We start from the raw sequence: 18,588 nt of genomic DNA, 5'->3' as shown, positions 1-18,588 counted from the left end.
TTTCACTCCATTTTAAATTCTCTTTCGAGAGTTTTCAACTGCTGCTTCTCCAGTGATGCAGGGTCAACGATAAGTGCCATAGTGCCTCCCCGGAGCAGCACTCTGTCCTTTATGTTCAAAAGGAATTTGAACGCACTCTCGAACCCATTCTCAACAATCAGGTATTCCACAGCCTCTACGACAACCACAGCATACCCCCTATCCAGGGCCCCGGCTATAAAATCGGTCAGGATATCTATCTTAGTCGGGCTTATGGCGTACACCCTGGGTGAATCCGAAAGCTCCCCTTCAGCCACTCTCGTCATCCAAAACACGATGGCATTCGGGTGCAACCCGTCTTCGAGCGAATTAACGTCTCTTCGGGTTATTAGGACCATACTGGGTATTTTCTCAAAATCTCCCAGAGCCCTCATCGCCGCGGACCGGCTGGGATACATAAAAGCCCCTCCTGGGACTTCATGACCGTCGTCCGAGTCAGGGGAAACAAACGGCCAGAGGACGAAGCTCAGTGCGCCGATGGCCATCATAATCCTGAATATGGTGCCCAGCCAGAACCCGTAGGGAATGAACCATTGCCACGTGGCAGTTACCGGGTACGTGGCGTTCAGGAAACCCAAGAGGATCATTCCTGCGGGGAAGAGAATTTGTCCTGGCCTCCTGGTGATTACATACCTGTAGAGCAGAAGACCCATGTAGATATAACCCGCAGCGTAACCCATCATTGGTCCGAAGCTCTTCAGGAAGAAGCTTACCTCCACGGTGCTCACGTTGGTAATAACTATCCAGAGGTACGCCAGCACCCCCACCCCAAGGGAGAGTAGGGAGTTCTTGAGGGACGGGTTTGAAGGGGCAAGATAGTCCGCGGCTAGTATCAGGAGGACGCCCTGGAACGCAGTGTTTATCATATCCAGCACAAAGGACACCGAAGATACAAGGGAAAGGCCCAGAGGCTCAAGGAGAAGTCTTTCCGGGTCGAGGGCGGCCAGGAGGAAAGCAAACATTATCAGCATCCAACCTCTGCTCTCCTCCCTCCGTGTTTTGTACGCCGCCACCCCAAACAGGACCCATCTAGAGATAAAGTTGAGGAAGTACGCCCAGCTCAAAGCTTCCGTACCTCCTTCTCCTGCTTGACGATCAGCAGGCTGCCGGGAGGGACGTTTCTATCAACTATGACACCAGGACCTATGAAAGAGTTGCTCCCTATCTTCCTTCCTGGGTAGATGCTAACGTTTATGCCCACCTTGACGTTGTGGCCAATTATTGCGCCGAGCTTGTGCCTGCCGCTGTCCTCGAGCTTACCCTTAACCTCAACCTTCACGTTGCCCCTGTCGTGTCTGAGGTTCGCGGTTATAGTTCCAGCTCCCAGGTTGGTGTTCTCCCCGATTATTGAGTCGCCGACGTAGTTGAGGTGGGGCGCATTGCTGCCGTCCATTATTATGGAGTTCTTGACCTCCACCGCGTTGCCCACGTGGCAGTTGTCTCCTATGCTGGTGGCGGGCCGTATGAAGCAGTTGGGGCCAATTCTGGAGTTCCTTCCTATCTTAACCGGACCCACGATATACGCGCCGCTCCGGACAACTGTGCCCTCCCCAATCTCAACCGGCGGGACTATAGTGGCCCCCTCCTCAACTATACCACGTATTTCGTGTCTCAGCCTGTTCTTCAGGATGTATTCGTTGAGCTCAAGGAGGTTCCAGGGCCTGCCTATGTCGTTCCAGTAGCCGGAGTAAACCGCGTATGTCACCCTTTTTCCGGATCCTATCATGAGGTTGAGGGTGTCCGTTATCTCGTACTCGCCGCGCTTGCTCACGGGGGTCTTCCCGATGAACTCGAAGACCTCGGGCCTGAATATGTAAACACCGAGATTGGCGTAGCCGGGAACCTTCCCGGGTTTCTCCTTCACTCCGGAAACGAGGCTCCCTTCGACCTCTATCTTGCCAAAGTGGCTGAGGTCGTCGAACTCTTTAACGAGAAGGGCAGCGTCGGCCTTTTCCCTCCTGAAGGCCCCTATCAGATCCTTTACACCCGCGATCTCAAAGTAAATGTCGCCGTTGGCCACTATGAACTCCTCCTCCCCGATGTGCTTCCGGGCAGACTCTATTGCCTTGGCAGTCCCCTCGCCGGGCAGCTGCTCGACGTAGGTTATCGGTTTGCCGTTGAACTCATCGCCCAGAGCCTTAATCAGTTTTCCCTTCTCGTAGCGGACAACGACTATAAACTCATCCACAAAAGGATCGAGGTTCTCGAGGACGTATTCGATTATAGGCCTGTTGGCAACTTTAAGTATAACCTTTGGCCTGTCGTCCGTCAGCGGCCGGAGCCTTTCACCCTTTCCAGCGGCAAGAACAACCGCCTTCACATGACCACCCCCATCAGGTAAACCGCGATTGCAATTAAACCGAAGGACACGAGGAACGCCCGCCTGCCCACCGCGCCGGCAAGTTTGAGGAGGAGTTTCATCGTTACAGAGCTCACCACGAACGCCGCCAGGAACGCTGTGAAGAGCAGCACGACGGGAAGCTCTGGATCCCATCCTCCCATGAAAGCGAGCTTCATGGCCAGGTACACGGGTGCCACCAGGAAGCTCAGCTCAAGGGCCCGCTTTACGTCCATACCCGTGCTCACAAGGCCAAGGAGGACAAAGCCGCTCCTTGAGAGCTCCCCTATTAGGGCGACGCCCTGAGCCAGCCCTGCTACCACCGCATCCACCAGGGTGGCCTCGTCCTTTTTCTCCCGGATACTGCGTTCGATCCCTTCAAGGGGTGCCCGAACGCGCGTACCGGCCAGGAGGCCCACCAGAATCATCCCAATGCCTACGATCGCGTTTATCAGGTCGGAGGTACCGGGACCCACTGAGTCGGAAACCGTCTTCAGGACGGGGTACCCCACCAGCAGGGTGAAGGCGGAGGCGTAAATGAAGTACACCGTGTCCGAATCAAGACGTCTTTTAATCGCATTGTGGGAGCCGAGCGCTATCAGCTCCCTGAAATAGAAGAGGACAGCAAACGTTACACCCAGATAGGAGGGAACGAGATAATCTCCATACGATGGTGCAATAGCCCATAAAAGGGCCGTGAAGGAGTGACCCTCCGGACCGACCGGGAGCCAGGAGCCAAGCGCGATTATCATTCCGGAAATCAGCGGTGCAACGTAGTCCACGGGTGATATCATGGCAACCACAGAAGAATTTAAACGGCCTAAAACATAAACTTTTCGAGGGATTCCGATGAGGCTGACCGTGATCTATGAGAACCATGCGGGGTTCGTGAAGGGCCTCCTGGGCGGGCACGGGTTTTCCGCCCTCCTGGAGCACAGGGGCAGAAGGGTGCTCATCGACACAGGAACCGACGGGGAGGTGCTTCTCAGCAACATGACCTGGCTTGGAATCGATCCCGGGGAAATAGACTTCGTTTTCATAACCCACGGGCACTACGACCATACCGGCGGACTGAAGGCGTTTTTAAATGCGCGGGAGGAGCCGGTGAGGGTCATCGCCCACCCAGGAATCTTCCGGCGCAGGGTGGCACTGAAACCCCACAGGAGGGATATAGGAATCCCCTTTGACAGGAGGGAGCTTGAGGGGCTCGGGGCCGAGTTCATCCTGAAAGAAGAGCCCTTCGAGTTTGCGCCGGGACTCTGGAGTTCCGGGGAAATACCGCGGCGCACGTGGGACAGGGCCGTTGGTTACGTTGAGGAGAACGGCAGCCTCATCAGAGACCCGATCCCCGATGATATCGCCCTGATCATCGACCTGGGGAACTCGGTAGCCGTCGTCACCGGCTGCGGACACTCTGGAGTTCTGAACATAGCGTGGCACGCGGAGGACGTTCTTGGAAAGCCAGTCAGGGCGTTGATAGGGGGACTTCACCTGAGGGGCGCCAAAAAAGAGCTTCTAAATGAGGTAGTTGAGAGAATCGACGCCGAAAGGCTCTACGCCGGCCACTGCACGGGTCTGGACGAGTACGCATTCCTGAAGGCGGGGCTGGGCGAGAGGATAGAGCAGCTTTACGTGGGAAGGGTAATCGAACTCTGACCCTCTTCTGCGATAGTTTTTTATATTTCCGCACCTTTCTGATTTTAGAACGAACCTTTAGGGGGTGGAATACGTGGAAGTAGGTGCGATAATTAAAAAGTTCAACACTCATGAGAACCTGTTTGAGAAACTTGGAATCCTGCTTGTGGTGGTCTTTTTCCTCATGATAGCGGCCGGATTCACCGACAGCAACCAAGCCGGAAGGATAATGACGCTTATCCTGTTCATCTTGGTCTTTCTGGCCTCTTTTATAGGCTATACCGTCTCCAAGTCCCTCGATGAATGAGGGGCAACTTTTTAAACTCTTCTTTTAACTTTTCTCCGCGAGATAACGGGGTGATGTTATGAGAAATCCTTTTGAGAAGATGCCCACTGTTCTTACCGCTGACGAGATTATCGATAAGGCCTTCAGGAGAGCGGAGAAAGCGGCCTCGGCCCTCACCCCCAAGGGCGGCCCCAGGGCCAAGGCCAGGCAGAGGGAAGAGCTGAGAATCAGAACGATCTCCAACGTCATCCGCGACAACCTGAAGAAACTGCTGGACAGGACACCGGGGGTTTCAGAACTTCCTCCGTTCTACAGGGAGCTGGTTGATACGCTCGTTGATCGCGACCAGTTCCACCGCTCCCTGGCCCACGTCAACTGGGCAATAAAGACGATACGGAACCTTGAGCAGCGCTACGCCGAGAAGATACGATACTCGCGCGACCCGGACGAGATGTCAAGGCTCCGCAGGCAGTTCTACGGCCGCGTCGCCGACGTCATCAGGGACATCGCCGACGACCTTGAGTACCTCAACCAGGCCAGAAACGTCCTCAAAGACCTCCCGGTCGTTGATCTCAACCTTCCGACGGTCGTGATAGCAGGTCATCCCAACGTCGGCAAGAGCACGCTCCTCAGGGTGCTGACGAACGCCAGACCCGAGGTTGCCAGCTACCCCTTCACCACCAAGGGCATAAACGTCGGCCAGTTCGAGGAGCACTACCTGAAATACCAGGTCATAGACACACCGGGTTTGCTCGACAGGCCGCTGAGCGAGAGGAACGAGGTCGAGAGACAGGCTATCTTGGCTTTAAAGCACCTCGGAAAGGTGATAGTTTACATCTTCGACCCCAGTGAGTACTGCGGCTATCCGATTGAAGAGCAGACCCACCTGTTCGAGGAAATCTACGCCGAGTTCGGCGAGTTCCCCTTCATCGTTGTCCTCAACAAGGTGGACATAGCGGACGAGGAGAAAATAAAGACTGTTGAGAACTTCGTCCGCTCCAAGGGGCTCGAACCCCTCAGAATCTCGGCGCTCAACGGTGAAGGCCTGGATGAGCTGAAGAGACGCGTCATCGAGCTGGTCAAACCGATGGTTGAGGAGCAGGCAAGGAAAATAATGGAGAAGGAGCTGCGGAAGTACAGGGACGAGCTGGAGCTCTGACCGCTCTTCTTTTATATCGTTAACCCCCGTAAGGCCAGAGAAGTTAACGGTAGCGTAAAGTTTTTAGGGTTAACGGTACTTAACGGTAATCATGGACGTGAACGAACTTCTGGCACTCATTCGCCAAGGAGAGAACGAGAGGATAGAGTTCAAACGCAGGGCAACGCCTGAAATCGCCAGAGAGATATGTGCCATGGCAAACGCCGACGGGGGCTACATCCTTATAGGTGTAAGCGACGAGGGCAATGTTTTGGGATGTGACATCAAAAAGGCTAGGGAAACGATATCCTCCTCACTCCAGAACATCACCCCTCCTCTTCAGGTAAAAACCCACGCGCTTGAGCTTGGGGACAGAAACGTCCTTGTCATAGAAGTTCCAAAGTCCCGGAACCTCTGCTCTATCGGTGGAGTTGCCTACATCAGGATAGGCTCTGGGATAAGGCCCCTTTCAATCCAGGAGATTCTCATGCTCTCCTCCGAGCTGGGGGCGGTTACCTGGGACGAGTTTCCCGCGGCAGAACTCTCGAAGACGAAGGAAGAATACGTGGAATGGTTTTTCTCAGCGGTGGAGAAGGCAAGGGGCAGACGTATCCCAGAGGAAGACTGGAGCCGCTACCTAAGGAGCGCAAAGGCGATTAAAGGAGACAAGCTGACGAATGCAGGAGTCCTGTTTTTCACCGATGTCGAGGAGTTCATACCGCACGCAGGGGGCAGGATTGTCAGAATGGACGGAGAGAGACCTGTGTGGAGCAGGGAGTTCCGGGGGCCTGTATGGAAGGTTATAGATGAGATGTACGCGGAGCTCCTTTCCCAGTTCAGCACGATAGAAGTGGTGGCGAGAACGAAGAGAACCAAACTGCCCGAGTATCCCCTAAGGGCCGTTAGGGAGGCGATAATAAACGCCTTCGCCCACAGGAACTACGCAATCCCCGCGGACGTTAGGATTTTCATTCATCCCGACATGATTGTAATAAGAAATCCCGGGGGCCTGATGCCGGGAGTGGACCTCGAAGACCCCGAACACGTGCCGAGGAACCCGAACCTCTGCGGACTTATGTACGATGCGGGCTACATCGAAAAGTACGGCTACGGCCTAAGACTGATCCGCGAGGAATGCAGAAAACACGGCCTCGTGGAGGTAGAGTTTAAGAGCAGTGCAAACCGCTTTGAAGTGGTCTTCAAGAAGAAAACTGACGAGCTTTTGGATGATACTGACAGAAAAATCTTGGAGTTCCTGACTGTCCCAAGGAGGAGCGGTGAGATAGCGGAGTACGTCGGCCTCTCAAAGCCCGCCGTGTTAAAGAGGATTGAAAAGCTCGAAGCCCTGGGCCTCGCAAGAGCCACAGGCAGAGGTGCCCAGAGAAGGTACGAGATGGTTCATCGTTAACCCCCGTAAGGCCAGAGAAGTTAACGGTAGCGTAAAGTTTTTAGGGTTAACGGTACTTAACGATGACATTTAAAAGGGGAAAAGAGTTCAGGCGCTCTCTTCCTTGATAAGGACGGCGTTTACAACTCCGTCCTGGCCGGGCCTGCTGGTGACGATGGCCCTGCCGGCCTCGGTCTCGACGATGGCGCCCTTGGTGATTATGTTTCTCCTGACGTACTGCCTGTTGGCCGGGTTCTCAACGACGTTGAGTATCTTGACCTTCTTGCCCTTCCCGCCGTCGAAGACGTTGGCGTAGAGGGCCTCGATGAGCCTTACCTTCCTGTTTCCGCCGTAGGTCCTGATTATCTTCTTCTTCTCCCTGTCCTCGCCGACCTTGGTGAAAGCGGGCTCCCTTCCGAGCTCCCTCTTCCTCTTCTTCCTAGCGAGGATAATCCTTCCGCCCGAAGGCTTCTTGAGTGATCTTCCCTGCCAGATAGCCATTCTTCTCACCTCATGAGATTGATATTCACCGTTTACAACCTATCGCCACTTTCGGGGGTTCGTTTATAAGCTTTTCTGGCTCGCAGACTCAAAAAATTTAAAAGGCCCATCCCCCATTACTCCAGCAGGTGGTGGAATGGGCGCGGTAGATGCGTTTGTAAGGACATTCTCGCTCATAATGGAAGCAAAGAGACTCTACATCCCGGCACTGATCTTCGCACTCCTTCTCGCTCCGGTGGCGGCGTATCTGCTACCAGGTGAGCCGTCCTTTGAAATCACCCCGAACCAGACCACCAGCGGGGATGTGATGATAGAGCAGTACGGTGGGGACGTGGAGGAAGAGTTCCTGGACTACCTCACTCAGCTCGGAAAGGCCTTCGCGGTGATGACCCTCATCAGCACCATCATTGGCTCGATAGTCCAGTACGCCATCACGAAGGGTACCCTCCTCCACGAGTCCGGGAAGGATTATTCCCTGGGTGAACTCCTAATCGACGGCCTCAAGCACCTGCCGGGCGTCGTTATCATAGAGCTGATTTTCATGGTAGTTGCCATCTCACTCGCCGCGGTCGCGCTTATCCCTGCGGTTCTGGGAGCGCTGTTCCTCCCATGGGGCGCGGTGCTGGTACTAATCGGAGTCCTGCTCCTCCTTGCGGTACTGGCCATCACAACCAGCCTCACGGCCATAGCAATACCTCTCTACGCGGATAAGGGAAGGATAAGCGCGGCCTTTGAGGCATTTGGAATGATTTTCGGAAACGCCCTCTCCAGCCTTGCGTTCGGCGTGCTCCTCTGGGTGGGCGTGATAGCGATAACGATGGTTACTGGACCTCTGAGCTTTGCGGCGGAGGTAATCCTCCCAGCAGGGATTGCCAGCTACGTCTCGCAGTTCATCCAGGCCCCATTCAACGCCCTCCTAATGGAGTTCCTGTGCGTTGGGGGGGTTGTATTCTACCTGGAGATTCAGAAGATGGAAGAACTGAAAAAAGTTGACAAAGAGCTCATGGAGCTTGGAATTGAGATCTAACCCCCGTATTTCCTCTCTTTTGCGGCCTTAACGAGCCCGCGGAACACCGGCGCGGGGTTCATCGGCCGCGACTTGAACTCGGGGTGGAACTGTGTGGCTATGAAGTACCTCCTGTCCGGGAGCTCGAGTATCTCCATTCTCCTGCCGTCGTCCCCAGCCACTCCGCTGAAGACCAGGCCTGCCTTCTCGAACTCCTCTATGTAGTCGGGATTGACCTCCCAGCGGTGCCTGTGGCGCTCGTAAACTATCTCCTTCCCGTAAAGTGTCCTTGCCATGGTGTTGGGTTTTATGTGGACGGGATAAGCCCCGAGCCTCATCGTACCTCCGAGCCTGTCCAGATCCCTCTGCTCGGGCATCAAATCGACGACTGGGTAAGGTGTCTGCGGGTCTATCTCGGTTGAATGCGCCCCCTTCAGGCCCAGAACGTTCCTCGCGAACTCCACAACGGTCAGCTGGAAGCCGAAGCAGATCCCCAGGAACGGGATATCGTTCTCCCTGGCGTAGCGAGCCGCCATCATTTTGCCCTCGGTTCCACGGGCACCGAAGCCGCCCGGGACGATTATTCCATCGACCCCCTCCAGAAGCCTGACACCGTGCTTTTCAAGCTCCTCAGCCTCCACCCACCGTATCCTGACCTTGACGCCGTTGGCAACGCTGGAGTGTTTTAACGCCTCCTTGATGCTCAGGTAGGAGTCCGAAAGCTTGACGTACTTTCCGACGACGGCTATCTCAACCGTGTCGGTAAGGGACTTGTACTTCTCAACCATGGCCCTCCAGGCATCGAGGTCTGGCTCCCTTTCGGGCAGACCGAGGCGCTTGGTGATGTACCGGGCTAGCCCCTCCTTCTCGAGCATCAGAGGTACCTCGTAGGTGTCCTCGACGTCGTAGGCGCTGATTACAGCCTCGTCGGGGACGTTGGTGAAAAGGCTTATCTTCATTCTCGCGCTTTCTTCGAGCGGGTCTTCAGAGCGGGCCACTATAGCATCGGGCTGGATTCCAAGGCTCCTAAGTTCCTTGACGCTGTGCTGGGTCGGCTTGGTTTTCTGCTCTCCAACAACCTTGAGCTTCGGCACGTAGGTGACGTGGACGAAGGCTACATTGTCTCTGCCCTCCTCGATCTGCATCTGCCTCGCCGCCTCGAGGAAGGGCATGCTTTCGATGTCGCCGACGGTTCCGCCTATTTCCACCACAACAACGTCGTAGTCCCTGGCGAGCCGCCTGATGCGGCCCTTTATCTCGTTGGTTATGTGGGGAATAACCTGGACGGTGGCGCCGAGGTATTCTCCCTTCCGCTCCTTCTCTATGACGGCGGAATAAACTTTGCCCGTCGTTATGTTGTGGTCAAAGCTTAAGCTGGTGTCAAGGAAGCGCTCGTAGTTGCCGAGGTCGAGGTCAACCTCACCGCCGTCGTCGAGAACAAATACCTCTCCGTGCTGGTAGGGGTTCATCGTTCCCGCGTCGTAGTTAAGGTATGGGTCGATTTTGATGTTTGTCGTTCTCAACCCGCGCGCCTTCATCAGCATTCCCAGTGAGGCGCTGGTTATGCCCTTTCCGAGACCGCTCACCACACCACCGGTGACGAATATGAACTTTGCCATGGCAAAACCTCCCGGGGTTATGTCGTTGGTTGATTGGTGGGTGCTTAAAAGCTTTGTCGAGGCCGGAAGGAAAAGGCTTAAATAGATCCACTGACACACCACTTAATGATGTAACATGAGGACTCTTTACATAGAGGCCAATAAGACGCTCAGAAGTAAGAAGTTCATGGGTCTGCTCATCACAGCCCTGCTCATAACCTACGCCCTTCCCTTCCCGCTGGTGAGTGAGTTCATGGAGAGCTACGGGAGGGTGAAGGAGATACTAAGGTTGATGGAGAAGGAGAACGACGCCATAACCTGCCACTCGGTTTTCAACTCCAACCCTGAATTCTTCGGGAGCCATGGAATGAGATGCGACGAGACCTACTACCGCCCCAACGAGACGACCGTGAGCTGCTGCGGAATGAGCGTCTACAGAGATACGTACTGGGAGTACCTCCATGCATCGAGCGAGATGAGAGAAAAAATTCCCCTGATGGTTATCTTTTCAGTGTGGGCATTCCTAGCTCAGCTGGCCTTCAGCTACGCTCTCGTGGACGCGGCGGTGGAGCTGGCCAGGGAGGGGGAGAAGAGGACCCTGGAATCCATCGCGGCCGGATTGAAAGCTTTGCCAGCCCTGATTGCCGCGGAGGTTCTGACGTTCATCTTCGTTCTGATCGCCTTGATCCTCCTGGCGATTCCCATAGCGATCCTCGGTCCCTTCGGCTCGTTCATAGCCGGGATAATAGCCACGCCGGCATTCGCGCTCGTCGTCCCAGCATACTACTTCACCAGGAACGTGGGAGTTGTGGAGAAGATATGGCGCGTCGCCAGATCCAACCCCTGCGGCTACTTCACCCTGGGGCTGGGCCTCTCAATCGTGGACGTCTTTCTGATTCTCCAGTACAAATACTACATGGGGGCACTGACGCTGCTCCTCCTGCTCTCCCTCGGAGCGGTGCGGTACGTAATAAACAGCCTGGGCGCACTGTGGGTGTACTGGGAGACGTCTCCAGAAGAAGAAATCGAGGGGGAAATCTGATCACTCCCCAAGCTCCAGACCGTCCCCCGTATCCTCCTCGGTCAGCTCCCGTATCTCATAGACCTTGAGGGGAACCTTCTTGAGGGCCTTGCCGATGACGGCCTTGGCTATCCTCTCGGCGTGCTCGATGGTCTGGGCGTTGTACACCTTGATCGTGAGGTACATCCCCACGAGACCCACCGAGCCAATGATGAAGGCGCTCTCAAAGTGGGCCCCGCAGACGGGGCACTGGGAGTAGCCTATTTCAACCCTCACGAAATCAAGCTTCTCCTTATTAAGCGCCTTGGCGACCTTGGAAACCGCAACGTTTATCGCATCTTCACTGGTCTCGACGTCCCTCACGATTATGGGTGCCTCCAAAACGACGACATAGTCTCCCATGGCTCTCACCTCAGCCGAAGGCAAAAAGTCTGTCATCCTCTCCCCTGAAAACGCCAAGCCTCACGCCGGCGTCGATAAAGCCATGCGCGTAGTTAAGTGCCGCGAAAGCCGTCACGTAGTCACCCCTCTCGTAGTAGTACCTGGCGTCGTTGAAATAGCTCCTCGCCATCGTCAGAAAATCCTCCGCAACGCCCCTAAGAAGGCTCTTCTCATGGACGGCTATTTCAAGGGTCTTTAAAGCCTCTTCGGTGATTCTAAAGTACTTCTGGAGCTTTTCCTCGGTTATCTCCCGCCCCACCGGTCTCGCCTCACGTTGGGTTGGGACGTTGTCTTATAAACCTTATCGTCTCAGTCTACACCCGAGCAAAGCTTGACGTCGCGCAGGCAAACAAGCGTTTGGAAAAAGCTTTACCAAAAGTTAGTAGCTACAAACTTTGATGAAACTTTTCGCCAGAAAAGTTTCTTATGGTGGGCCCGCGGGGATTCGAACCCCGGACCTTCACCGTGTCAGGGTGACGTCATAACCAGTCTAGACCACGGGCCCAACCCAAGGAATGGTGGACCGGCCGGGATTTGAACCCGGGGCCTCCGCCTTGCCAAGGCGGCGCTCATACCAGGCTGAGCTACCGGCCCACTTCCATCGACGCCGTAATCACCTATCTGGGTGGGTTTATAAATTTTACGGTCGGTGCCCCCATTCAGATGAGCATCGAAAAGCTAATATCCTCCCAGGCAGAATGTCCCATGGTGAAGACCATGGGCTTTGACCCGGTTTCAGAGGCAAAGAGGATTGAAAAGGAGATAATCTCCTGGCGAAGAGACTTCCACATGCACCCCGAGCTTAAGTACGAGGAGGAGAGAACCTCGGGGATAGTTGAAGAGCACCTCCACGAATGGGAATACAGGATAAAGCGCGTTGGAACCGGAATAATTGCCGACATCGGAGAAGGGGAGAAGACTATAGCCCTCAGGGCGGACATGGACGCCCTGCCCGTTCAGGAGGAGAACGACGTCCCCTACAAGTCCCGTGTTCCGGGCAAGATGCACGCCTGCGGCCACGACGCACACACGGCCATGCTTCTCGGAGCCGCAAAGATAATCTCGGAGCACATCGATGAGTTCAGCGGCAGGGTAAGGCTCATCTTTCAGCCGGCCGAGGAGGGCGGCAACGGAGCGGTGAAGATGATCGAGGGTGGGGCACTTGAAGGAGTGGATGCAGTGTTCGGCCTCCACGTCTGGCATGACCTCCCCAGTGGGGTCATAGGCATAAGGGAAGGCCCCATCATGGCCGGCGCGGGCATATTCAAGGCACGGATAATAGGAAAAGGCGGCCACGGGGCATCGCCGCACCAGACCGTCGATCCAATTCCCATAGCGGCGGAAGCAATACTCGCACTCCAGACCATAGCGAGCAGAAACGTACCTCCAATTGAGACTGGCGTTGTAAGCGTCACTGCTGTACACGCCGGAACGGCCTTCAACGTGATTCCAGAGGAGGTCAAGATGAAGGGTACGATAAGGTTCTTCAATCACGAGATAGGCGAGCTGATTCAGACGCGCATGGGGGAGATACTCGAAGGCGTCACAAAGGCACACGGGGCTTCCTACGAACTGTCGATAGAGGAGCTCGTCCCGCCGACCGTTAACGATAAGGGCATGGCGGCTTTTGCCAGAAACGTTGCCGAAAAGTACGGGCTGAGGCACAGCGATGTCGAGCCGACCATGGGCGCCGAGGACTTTGCCTTCTATCTCCAGAAAGTCCCGGGAGCGTTCCTGATGCTCGGAATCTACAACGAGGAAAAGGGGATAACCTACCCGCACCATCATCCAAGGTTCGACGTTGATGAAGAGGTTCTCCACCTCGGCACGGCGATGGAGGTTGCCCTTGCCATGGAGTTCCTCAGGTGAGCTCCTTCGCGAGGATCTTAATTTTTCCCACCTTTTCAGCGCCGAAGCTCTCAACGTCGCCCGGCAGGAGCGTCAGAACCCGCTCAAACCCGAGAACCTTTGCCCTGCCGAGAACAGCCTTCAAATCCTCAACCCTGCCCCAGAGAAGGAGTGCAGCGCCCTCCCTCCCGGGGAGACTCTTGAGGACATAGTACGAGCCGTCGCTCCTGCCGGATTCAACGGTATAGTGAATCCCGGCGATGTTGTCCTTAAAGGCCGAGAAGAACATGCTGTAGGAGCTCTGAAATCTACCAGCAACCAGTTCAAGGTTTTTAACGTCCTCCCAGCCGAACGCCGAAGGCTCCACGGTTCCTCCGCCCCTTGCCGGAACCCATACGGTTGTTCCCGTGAAAAGATCAGCGTCAAATCCGAGCTTTCTGTAGAATCCCTCTGCTCCTTCATCCGGCTGGACGGTCAGCATCTCGACCTTCCGCTCCTTGGCTACCTCCTCAACGAACTCCATCAGGAGCCTTCCGATTCCCCTGCCCCTGTAGTCGGGGTGAACCTCGATAACGTCCACATGCCCTATCTTCCTGAGCCCCCCACCAACGGGCTCCTCGGAGAACAGAACCTCGACCTCGCCCACGATTTCTCCGTTCAACTCCGCTACGGCAACCAGCTGGTTATCCAGCAGGAGGTTGTTCAGATGGATTGCGCAGGTCTCAACGCTCATCCAGGGACCGCCCCTGGTGTAGCGTTCGTAGAGGTTGCCGCTGAGCCTCTCGTTGGCAGTGTGGAGTGCAACTATTCCCCCAACGTCGTCAAGGGTCGCCAAGCGGATCATCATCGCCCTCACCCATGTAGCCGAATTCTTTAAGGATGTGAACTATGCCCTCCGCTCCACCGGCCCCGTAGGTCTTTTTTGTCACGTAGTCGGCTTCCCTTTTCAGGCTCTCCGGGGCCTGACCAACGGCGACGCGGTAGCCGACGACCCGGAAGGCGTCAAGGTCGTTTTCTCCATCCCCGACGTGGGCAACTTCCCTGGGACTTATCCCGAGTATCTCACAGGCCTTTTCGATCCCCGTACCCTTGTTGATCCAGGGCTTCTTGACGTGTATCGCGAAGCCGGAATCAACGGCGACGAGGTTCAGCCCGAGCTCCCCTATGATCTCCCTAACTGCCCCGACTGGAATCGTTCTCATAATCACAAGCCCTGCCTTTCTCTCCGGCATCGAGAAGCTCATGACGGCCTCCGGATAGCGCCTCTTTATCTCGCTCCAGAGAATCCACTCTTCGTCCATCTTCGTCAGGTAAACCCTCTTCCTCAGCCGTCCGTCCTTTATGGACAGCGCGCCCCCGTCCTCCGCGACAACAGGTCCGCTGGTGCCTATCATTATGGCCATGGCCTCCGCGAACGGTACCGAGTTGCCGGTGACGAGCATGACCGGAAGGCCCAGACTCTCGGCGAGCCGTATTGCCCTCAAAGCGTTCTCACTGAGCCGCCTGTCGGGATAGGTTATAGTACCGTCTATGTCAAGTGATATTGCCCTCACCCTCACTCACACCACCGAAAAAAGTTGAGAAAACCCGATAAAAGGGTTGCTGGACATCAGTGGTCCTTCATTATCTCCCTCAGGACGCTGGTTGCATAAACCCCCTTCGGCAGGAAGAAGCGGAAGCACATTCCCGTTCCAGGGATGTGACCGTAGGTGAGGCCCAGGGGCCGTATCAGAAGCTCCCTCCTTCCGCCTGGTTCAGCCATAGGTTTCGGAAGCTTTCTGAAGACTTCGAGGGATATCCCTTCCGCCTCAAGTATCTCCTCTTCCAGCCTTCCGGGAAGCCCCTTAGCACGCCTCACCGCAAAGCCGAAGAGCGGGCCGGAAACCATGGCCTCGCCGCGCCGTATCTTTTCGTTCACAAAATCGAGGTTCCCCTTGGTGACGCGGTACGTTCTATCGCGGTAGGGAATACCTCCCTTGACCTGAACAACGATATCGCCGACGAGGGCCTCGTTCAGAGGAATGCCCCTCTCAATCCTCCTGGAAATGTAGAGGTTGAATAGGTAGCTCTGGTAGGCGTGGATGAAGATACGCATTACTGGGAGGGGCAGCGAGAGGAAGGCCCTTCTCCAGCTCCCCGTCTCCTTGTAGCGGTAGAGGAGTGTCCTTTCATAGCGCAGGAAGTTCGGAAATTCCTCTAAGGCTCTCTCAACGTCGCCCGTCTCCCAGAAGCGCCTCCTAGCTTCGTCGCCCTCCATGTCCCCCCCGTGGGCACCCAGGAAAAGTCTCGCGGCACCCTCGAAGTCTCCACGGAGGAGGAGCTTTCCGATCAGGTGGTTCGTGACACGTTTCTCCCCGAAACGCTGGTAGCCAAAGTAGTTGGGAAAGCCACACTTTCTCTTCAGTTCTCTCACTATCTCTCTGGTTCTCTCAAAGGCATCCTCACCAACGTCGCGGACGATTATTCTGAACCGGTTCCCAAGGAGATGACCGAGTTTGATAAACCTGCCATGGGAGACGAAGCGGAGCTTTATGTCCCTTATCTGGACGTTCTCAACGGCCCCCCTCGCCTCGGCCGGCACGCTTATGTACTGATAGGTCACCGCGTGCCGGTCCTTCGTCCCGGCGAAGCCGATGTCCCTATAGTTAATCCCGGCGCGCTTCGCTATCTCCTTGACGGCGCTCATGGTGTCCCAGTTCCGCTTTTTGAGTAGGAAGATGGCGTGCTTCCTGCCCTCAAATATCTGGGGCAGGGGGTCTTCGATGACGACGAAGTCCTCCGGCTGAACCTTTATCCTGCCCCCAATGCCGGGTTCTTTGCTCAGATACCTGAACCGGGAAAAAAACTCGCGGTGATCCATCTCTCACACCAGCTTTAGATGGCCGGTAACCCTGTCCACAATCTCCTCCGGGGCCGGACCAATAGCGAGGACGGTTATCGTGCCAGGAGGTATCTCCGTCAGACCGGCGTCCCTGATGAGCGCAGTTGGGATGCCCAGCTTCTCTGCATGGGCCTTCAGTTCAAAAAGCTCCTTCTCGTTTTCAGCCTTAACGACGACCTTCTTCTGCCCCTCATGGAACCAGGCCTTGAACCATTCGGGTTTTTCCTTCTGAGCCTTCAGTGCAGCGGTAACCGCTCCGTGGGCAACCTGGACGGCGAACTTACCCTTGCTGAGCTTCAGATCCTTCCGGGAGACTATGACCTGCTTGTACCTGAACATGTCCCATCCCGAAGAAACTGCGAGAACCGATTTATAAAGTTAAGGAGAAAAAAGGCAAGAAGTTCATAGCTCAGCTATCTCAGAGCTCTCTCCCTCTTCCTCGCCCTCTTTCTTCGGCAGTCCTCCAGGGCGCCTCTGTTTCCTCCGCTCAAGCTTCTCCTTGAGCTTCTCTGCTTCGTCCCAGTACCTGTAGGCCACCCCTGCGAGTATGACGGTCAGCAGGATGAACACTATCGCCGCGGGCTTCCACGGGTTGCTCTCCGGCGGGAGGTATTCCGCGGAGATGCCCGCAAGCTCCTCCGCAAGCTGTTTGGGGTCGTCCATCTTGGCGAGGGTCTGGTTGACGTAGGAGGGAAGTTCCTCTGCCGTCGGCCACACTTTGACCTCTTCCGTTATTATCCTCGGGGGAATGCTGTTGATCGTGACGAGGCTGCCGAGGGTAAGCCGGTGCTCCCCACCGAGCGGATCGAGGTATACAAGGGTGGCTTTAATGTTGGTGAGATTCTCCTTGAGCACCGTGAGGTCGAGCTGAAGGGTCTTGGTCTCACCGGCCCTTATAGTGCCGATGTCAACCAGCGCCTGACCGTCAACGCTTGATGGGAGGTCAAGGAGCAGGGTGGCGTTCTTGACGAACTCGTAGTCGGGGTTGCCGTCGGAGGCGCGGAGGGTGAACCTGAGGCTGACCTTGTCCCCGACCTTGGCGGTCACGTAGTTACTCCAGGTGCCGTTGTATGCCTGAGCGCTGACGTCTATGGAGGGAACGTTGTAAACCTTAATGCCCGTGAGCGGCGCTGAGTGGATAACCCTCTTCTTGCCGGTTTCCAGGCTCTTGTCGTCGTAGAAGGTAACGGTCGCCTTTCCGATGTCGAACTCGCCGACCTTCGTGGGTTTGAGGACGTAGATGAGGGCCGGCATATTCGTGAAGGCCGGGAAGGCCTTAAGGTTCCACGTCTTGGTCATGCTGATGAGTTCGAAGTCGTTCGGTATCGGCGCGGCGACGCTCACGTCGTAGGCGTCTCCCCTGCCGAGGTTCTGGACATTGATTGTGACCACAATGCTGTCGGTCAGCATCATCTCCCTGGGAATCGCGCTTATATCGGCAACCAGGTTCGCCTGCCGGAGTATGGGGGTAACCTCTGCGCCCAGGGGTGCATACACCCTCAGGGTAGCGCGCTTGTAGTCTGGTTCGACTCCCTGGACGGACAGCCTGAGAGGTGTCTTTGGAACGTCCTTCGGGACGTCCCCAACTTCAAGGAGCATTGTCCCAAGACTCTGGCTGCCCCTAAGGATCTCCACCTTTGCCACGTCGGGAATTGCGGATACGAGCTTAACGTAGTAGGTGGTGTTTTCGACCTTGACCGGGAGTTTCTCGTTGACATAGATGAGCCCGTTGTAAACGAGTACGGTCTCCTGCGGGTTCTGCTCGGGAGGATTCGTATCCTGCCCCTCCTTAACGATCTTGAAGCTGGTGGAGGCTATCTTTGGTATGTAAACGTTGATCGTGGCCCCGTTGCTAACGGTGTTGGTGACCTCTATCGTAAGGTAGTTTGAGTATGAGTGTGTACCGTCCAGCTTGTATCTAACGGTTCCCGCGGAGCCCTTGTCCACGGTGAGGGTGTATGTGTCCCCGTACGGCATGGTGACCTTGAAAGACGCGGTATCACCGGAGACCGATGTCAGCTTTATCTTTATCTGGGGGAATCCCTCGGGAAGTGTGAGGGTGTTTCCAACCACCATGTTCCTGTTGGACAATATCTTCTGAAGGGGAGATTTTATCTCCAGCAGGACAGATTTGGTATCGTACCTAATCCACACAAGGCTCACGTTGAGGTAAACGTTCGCACTCGATGGGTATAGGAGGTATCCGTCCTGGCTAACGACGTACCTGAGCGATCCCTGCGGGCCGTCAACCTGGAGGTATATCTTGCTCCAGTTGGGGTTCACGTCGACAAACTGAACCTCAAACGGGCCGAGAACCGCCTTGTCTTTCAGACCCAGTGAAACGCCGGTTATGCTGGCGCTCTTGGGCACGGTGGCGGATTTCGCTAAATGCACCACAGGTGTTAGGGAGAAAACCATCAGTCCCAGCAGGATTAGAGCAACGGCCTTTTTCATGCCTCCAGCCTCCAA

At 55.6% G+C, this 18,588-nt stretch carries 19 protein-coding genes and 2 tRNA genes; 7 read left to right on the top strand and 14 right to left on the bottom strand.

Annotation, left to right across the window (positions count from 1 at the left end; translation table 11 throughout):
• Nucleotides 1-2: 2 nt before the first annotated feature.
• Genes TIRI35C_RS03640 through TIRI35C_RS03630 form a run of 3 tightly spaced genes read right to left on the bottom strand, consistent with a single transcriptional unit; the run spans nt 3 to nt 3,171 of the window.
• Complete coding sequence (locus TIRI35C_RS03640) at nt 3-1,103, bottom strand: DUF835 domain-containing protein (RefSeq protein ID WP_188201766.1); 1,101 nt, start codon at nt 1,101-1,103, stop codon at nt 3-5.
• Nucleotides 1,100-2,359 carry a bifunctional sugar-1-phosphate nucleotidylyltransferase/acetyltransferase gene (glmU, locus tag TIRI35C_RS03635; protein ID WP_188201765.1) on the bottom strand — a complete coding sequence of 420 codons (1,260 nt, stop codon included), beginning with the start codon at nt 2,357-2,359 and terminating at the stop codon, nt 1,100-1,102. Before glmU ends, TIRI35C_RS03640 begins: the two co-directional genes overlap by 4 nt.
• Nucleotides 2,356-3,171 (bottom strand): undecaprenyl-diphosphate phosphatase, encoded by an 816-nt coding sequence (locus TIRI35C_RS03630; protein ID WP_188202995.1) that lies wholly within the window; start codon nt 3,169-3,171, stop codon nt 2,356-2,358. Before TIRI35C_RS03630 ends, glmU begins: the two co-directional genes overlap by 4 nt.
• A 55-nt stretch (nt 3,172-3,226) precedes the next feature.
• On the opposite strand from TIRI35C_RS03630, the gene TIRI35C_RS03625 reads away from it, so the two are divergent.
• The 4 genes from TIRI35C_RS03625 to TIRI35C_RS03610 all read left to right on the top strand — a co-directional run bounded on the left by TIRI35C_RS03625 (nt 3,227) and on the right by TIRI35C_RS03610 (nt 6,844).
• Entirely contained in the window at nt 3,227-4,033 is an 807-nt protein-coding gene (locus TIRI35C_RS03625) for an MBL fold metallo-hydrolase (RefSeq protein ID WP_188201764.1), read from the top strand.
• 73 nt (nt 4,034-4,106) lie between these two features.
• The gene (locus TIRI35C_RS03620) at nt 4,107-4,319 is read left to right on the top strand and encodes a hypothetical protein (protein ID WP_188201763.1); all 213 of its coding nucleotides are present in this window, start codon (nt 4,107-4,109) and stop codon (nt 4,317-4,319) included.
• Between the two features lie 58 nt (nt 4,320-4,377).
• Complete coding sequence (locus TIRI35C_RS03615; protein ID WP_188201762.1) at nt 4,378-5,457, top strand: NOG1 family protein; 1,080 nt, start codon at nt 4,378-4,380, stop codon at nt 5,455-5,457.
• 91 nt (nt 5,458-5,548) lie between these two features.
• Nucleotides 5,549-6,844 (top strand): AlbA family DNA-binding domain-containing protein, encoded by a 1,296-nt coding sequence (locus tag TIRI35C_RS03610; protein ID WP_188201761.1) that lies wholly within the window; start codon nt 5,549-5,551, stop codon nt 6,842-6,844.
• A gap of 87 nt (nt 6,845-6,931) precedes the next feature.
• Here the strand turns inward: TIRI35C_RS03610 and TIRI35C_RS03605 are convergent, their stop codons facing one another.
• A complete protein-coding gene (locus TIRI35C_RS03605) occupies nt 6,932-7,324 on the bottom strand; it encodes a 30S ribosomal protein S8e (protein WP_014012277.1) in 393 nt (130 codons plus the stop codon).
• A 136-nt stretch (nt 7,325-7,460) separates the two neighbouring features.
• Here TIRI35C_RS03605 and TIRI35C_RS03600 point away from each other — a divergent pair, with 136 nt between their 5' ends.
• Entirely contained in the window at nt 7,461-8,351 is an 891-nt protein-coding gene (locus TIRI35C_RS03600; protein WP_188201760.1) for a DUF4013 domain-containing protein, read from the top strand.
• Here the strand turns inward: TIRI35C_RS03600 and pyrG are convergent.
• A complete protein-coding gene (gene pyrG / locus TIRI35C_RS03595; protein WP_188201759.1) occupies nt 8,348-9,949 on the bottom strand; it encodes a glutamine hydrolyzing CTP synthase in 1,602 nt (533 codons plus the stop codon). The genes TIRI35C_RS03600 and pyrG overlap by 4 nt on opposite strands.
• Nucleotides 9,950-10,064: 115 nt before the next feature.
• Between pyrG and TIRI35C_RS03590 the strand changes: the two genes are divergently transcribed.
• Entirely contained in the window at nt 10,065-10,970 is a 906-nt protein-coding gene (locus TIRI35C_RS03590; RefSeq protein ID WP_188201758.1) for a hypothetical protein, read from the top strand.
• Here the strand turns inward: TIRI35C_RS03590 and TIRI35C_RS03585 are convergent, their stop codons facing one another.
• The 4 genes from TIRI35C_RS03585 to TIRI35C_RS03570 form a co-directional block, all read right to left on the bottom strand.
• Nucleotides 10,971-11,351, bottom strand: a complete 381-nt coding sequence (locus tag TIRI35C_RS03585) for a DUF555 domain-containing protein (RefSeq protein ID WP_188201757.1) — start codon at nt 11,349-11,351, stop codon at nt 10,971-10,973. It lies immediately after the preceding gene.
• Between the two features lie 10 nt (nt 11,352-11,361).
• Nucleotides 11,362-11,649, bottom strand: coding sequence for a DUF357 domain-containing protein (locus tag TIRI35C_RS03580; RefSeq protein WP_058939223.1), 288 nt, complete (start codon nt 11,647-11,649; stop codon nt 11,362-11,364).
• Between the two features lie 168 nt (nt 11,650-11,817).
• Nucleotides 11,818-11,895, bottom strand: a tRNA-Val gene (locus TIRI35C_RS03575).
• Nucleotides 11,896-11,906: 11 nt separating this feature from the next.
• Nucleotides 11,907-11,984, bottom strand: a tRNA-Ala gene (locus tag TIRI35C_RS03570).
• 123 nt (nt 11,985-12,107) lie between these two features.
• Here TIRI35C_RS03570 and TIRI35C_RS03565 point away from each other — a divergent pair.
• Nucleotides 12,108-13,259, top strand: a complete 1,152-nt coding sequence (locus tag TIRI35C_RS03565) for a M20 metallopeptidase family protein (RefSeq protein ID WP_188202994.1) — start codon at nt 12,108-12,110, stop codon at nt 13,257-13,259.
• Here TIRI35C_RS03565 and TIRI35C_RS03560 read toward each other — a convergent pair.
• The 5 genes from TIRI35C_RS03560 to TIRI35C_RS03540 all read right to left on the bottom strand — a co-directional run bounded on the left by TIRI35C_RS03560 (nt 13,252) and on the right by TIRI35C_RS03540 (nt 18,573).
• Entirely contained in the window at nt 13,252-14,085 is an 834-nt protein-coding gene (locus TIRI35C_RS03560) for a GNAT family N-acetyltransferase (RefSeq protein ID WP_188201756.1), read from the bottom strand. The two genes, TIRI35C_RS03565 and TIRI35C_RS03560, sit on opposite strands and share 8 nt — an antisense overlap.
• Entirely contained in the window at nt 14,060-14,797 is a 738-nt protein-coding gene (locus tag TIRI35C_RS03555; protein ID WP_188201755.1) for a phosphoglycolate phosphatase, read from the bottom strand. Before TIRI35C_RS03555 ends, TIRI35C_RS03560 begins: the two co-directional genes overlap by 26 nt.
• Nucleotides 14,798-14,847: 50 nt before the next feature.
• A complete protein-coding gene (truD, locus tag TIRI35C_RS03550) occupies nt 14,848-16,098 on the bottom strand; it encodes a tRNA pseudouridine(13) synthase TruD (RefSeq protein ID WP_188201754.1) in 1,251 nt (416 codons plus the stop codon).
• A 3-nt stretch (nt 16,099-16,101) separates the two neighbouring features.
• Nucleotides 16,102-16,458 (bottom strand): peptidyl-tRNA hydrolase Pth2, encoded by a 357-nt coding sequence (pth2, locus tag TIRI35C_RS03545; RefSeq protein ID WP_188201753.1) that lies wholly within the window; start codon nt 16,456-16,458, stop codon nt 16,102-16,104.
• Nucleotides 16,459-16,521: 63 nt separating this feature from the next.
• Complete coding sequence (locus tag TIRI35C_RS03540; protein ID WP_188201752.1) at nt 16,522-18,573, bottom strand: COG1361 family protein; 2,052 nt, start codon at nt 18,571-18,573, stop codon at nt 16,522-16,524.
• Nucleotides 18,574-18,588: the final 15 nt, after the last annotated feature.

Source organism: Thermococcus camini, from assembly GCF_904067545.1.
GTDB lineage: Archaea > Methanobacteriota_B > Thermococci > Thermococcales > Thermococcaceae > Thermococcus > Thermococcus camini.
Note: the sequence above shows the minus strand (reverse complement) of the source record. Positions and strands in the feature narration are given on the sequence as shown.

Bases quoted from the DNA above. Each gene is read 5' to 3' on its own strand.
- TIRI35C_RS03585 (WP_188201757.1), bottom strand. From the start codon at position 11,351: ATGGGAGACTATGTCGTCGTTTTGGAGGCACCCATAATCGTGAGGGAC.
- pyrG (WP_188201759.1), bottom strand. From the start codon at position 9,949: ATGGCAAAGTTCATATTCGTCACCGGTGGTGTGGTGAGCGGTCTCGGA.
- TIRI35C_RS03630 (WP_188202995.1), bottom strand. From the start codon at position 3,171: ATGATATCACCCGTGGACTACGTTGCACCGCTGATTTCCGGAATGATA.
- TIRI35C_RS03565 (WP_188202994.1), top strand. From the start codon at position 12,108: ATGGGCTTTGACCCGGTTTCAGAGGCAAAGAGGATTGAAAAGGAGATA.
- TIRI35C_RS03625 (WP_188201764.1), top strand. From the start codon at position 3,227: ATGAGGCTGACCGTGATCTATGAGAACCATGCGGGGTTCGTGAAGGGC.
- TIRI35C_RS03605 (WP_014012277.1), bottom strand. From the start codon at position 7,324: ATGGCTATCTGGCAGGGAAGATCACTCAAGAAGCCTTCGGGCGGAAGG.
- TIRI35C_RS03615 (WP_188201762.1), top strand. From the start codon at position 4,378: ATGAGAAATCCTTTTGAGAAGATGCCCACTGTTCTTACCGCTGACGAG.
- truD (WP_188201754.1), bottom strand. From the start codon at position 16,098: ATGGATCACCGCGAGTTTTTTTCCCGGTTCAGGTATCTGAGCAAAGAA.
- TIRI35C_RS03610 (WP_188201761.1), top strand. From the start codon at position 5,549: ATGGACGTGAACGAACTTCTGGCACTCATTCGCCAAGGAGAGAACGAG.
- TIRI35C_RS03590 (WP_188201758.1), top strand. From the start codon at position 10,065: ATGAGGACTCTTTACATAGAGGCCAATAAGACGCTCAGAAGTAAGAAG.
- TIRI35C_RS03560 (WP_188201756.1), bottom strand. From the start codon at position 14,085: ATGATGATCCGCTTGGCGACCCTTGACGACGTTGGGGGAATAGTTGCA.
- TIRI35C_RS03540 (WP_188201752.1), bottom strand. From the start codon at position 18,573: ATGAAAAAGGCCGTTGCTCTAATCCTGCTGGGACTGATGGTTTTCTCC.
- pth2 (WP_188201753.1), bottom strand. From the start codon at position 16,458: ATGTTCAGGTACAAGCAGGTCATAGTCTCCCGGAAGGATCTGAAGCTC.
- TIRI35C_RS03600 (WP_188201760.1), top strand. From the start codon at position 7,461: ATGGGCGCGGTAGATGCGTTTGTAAGGACATTCTCGCTCATAATGGAA.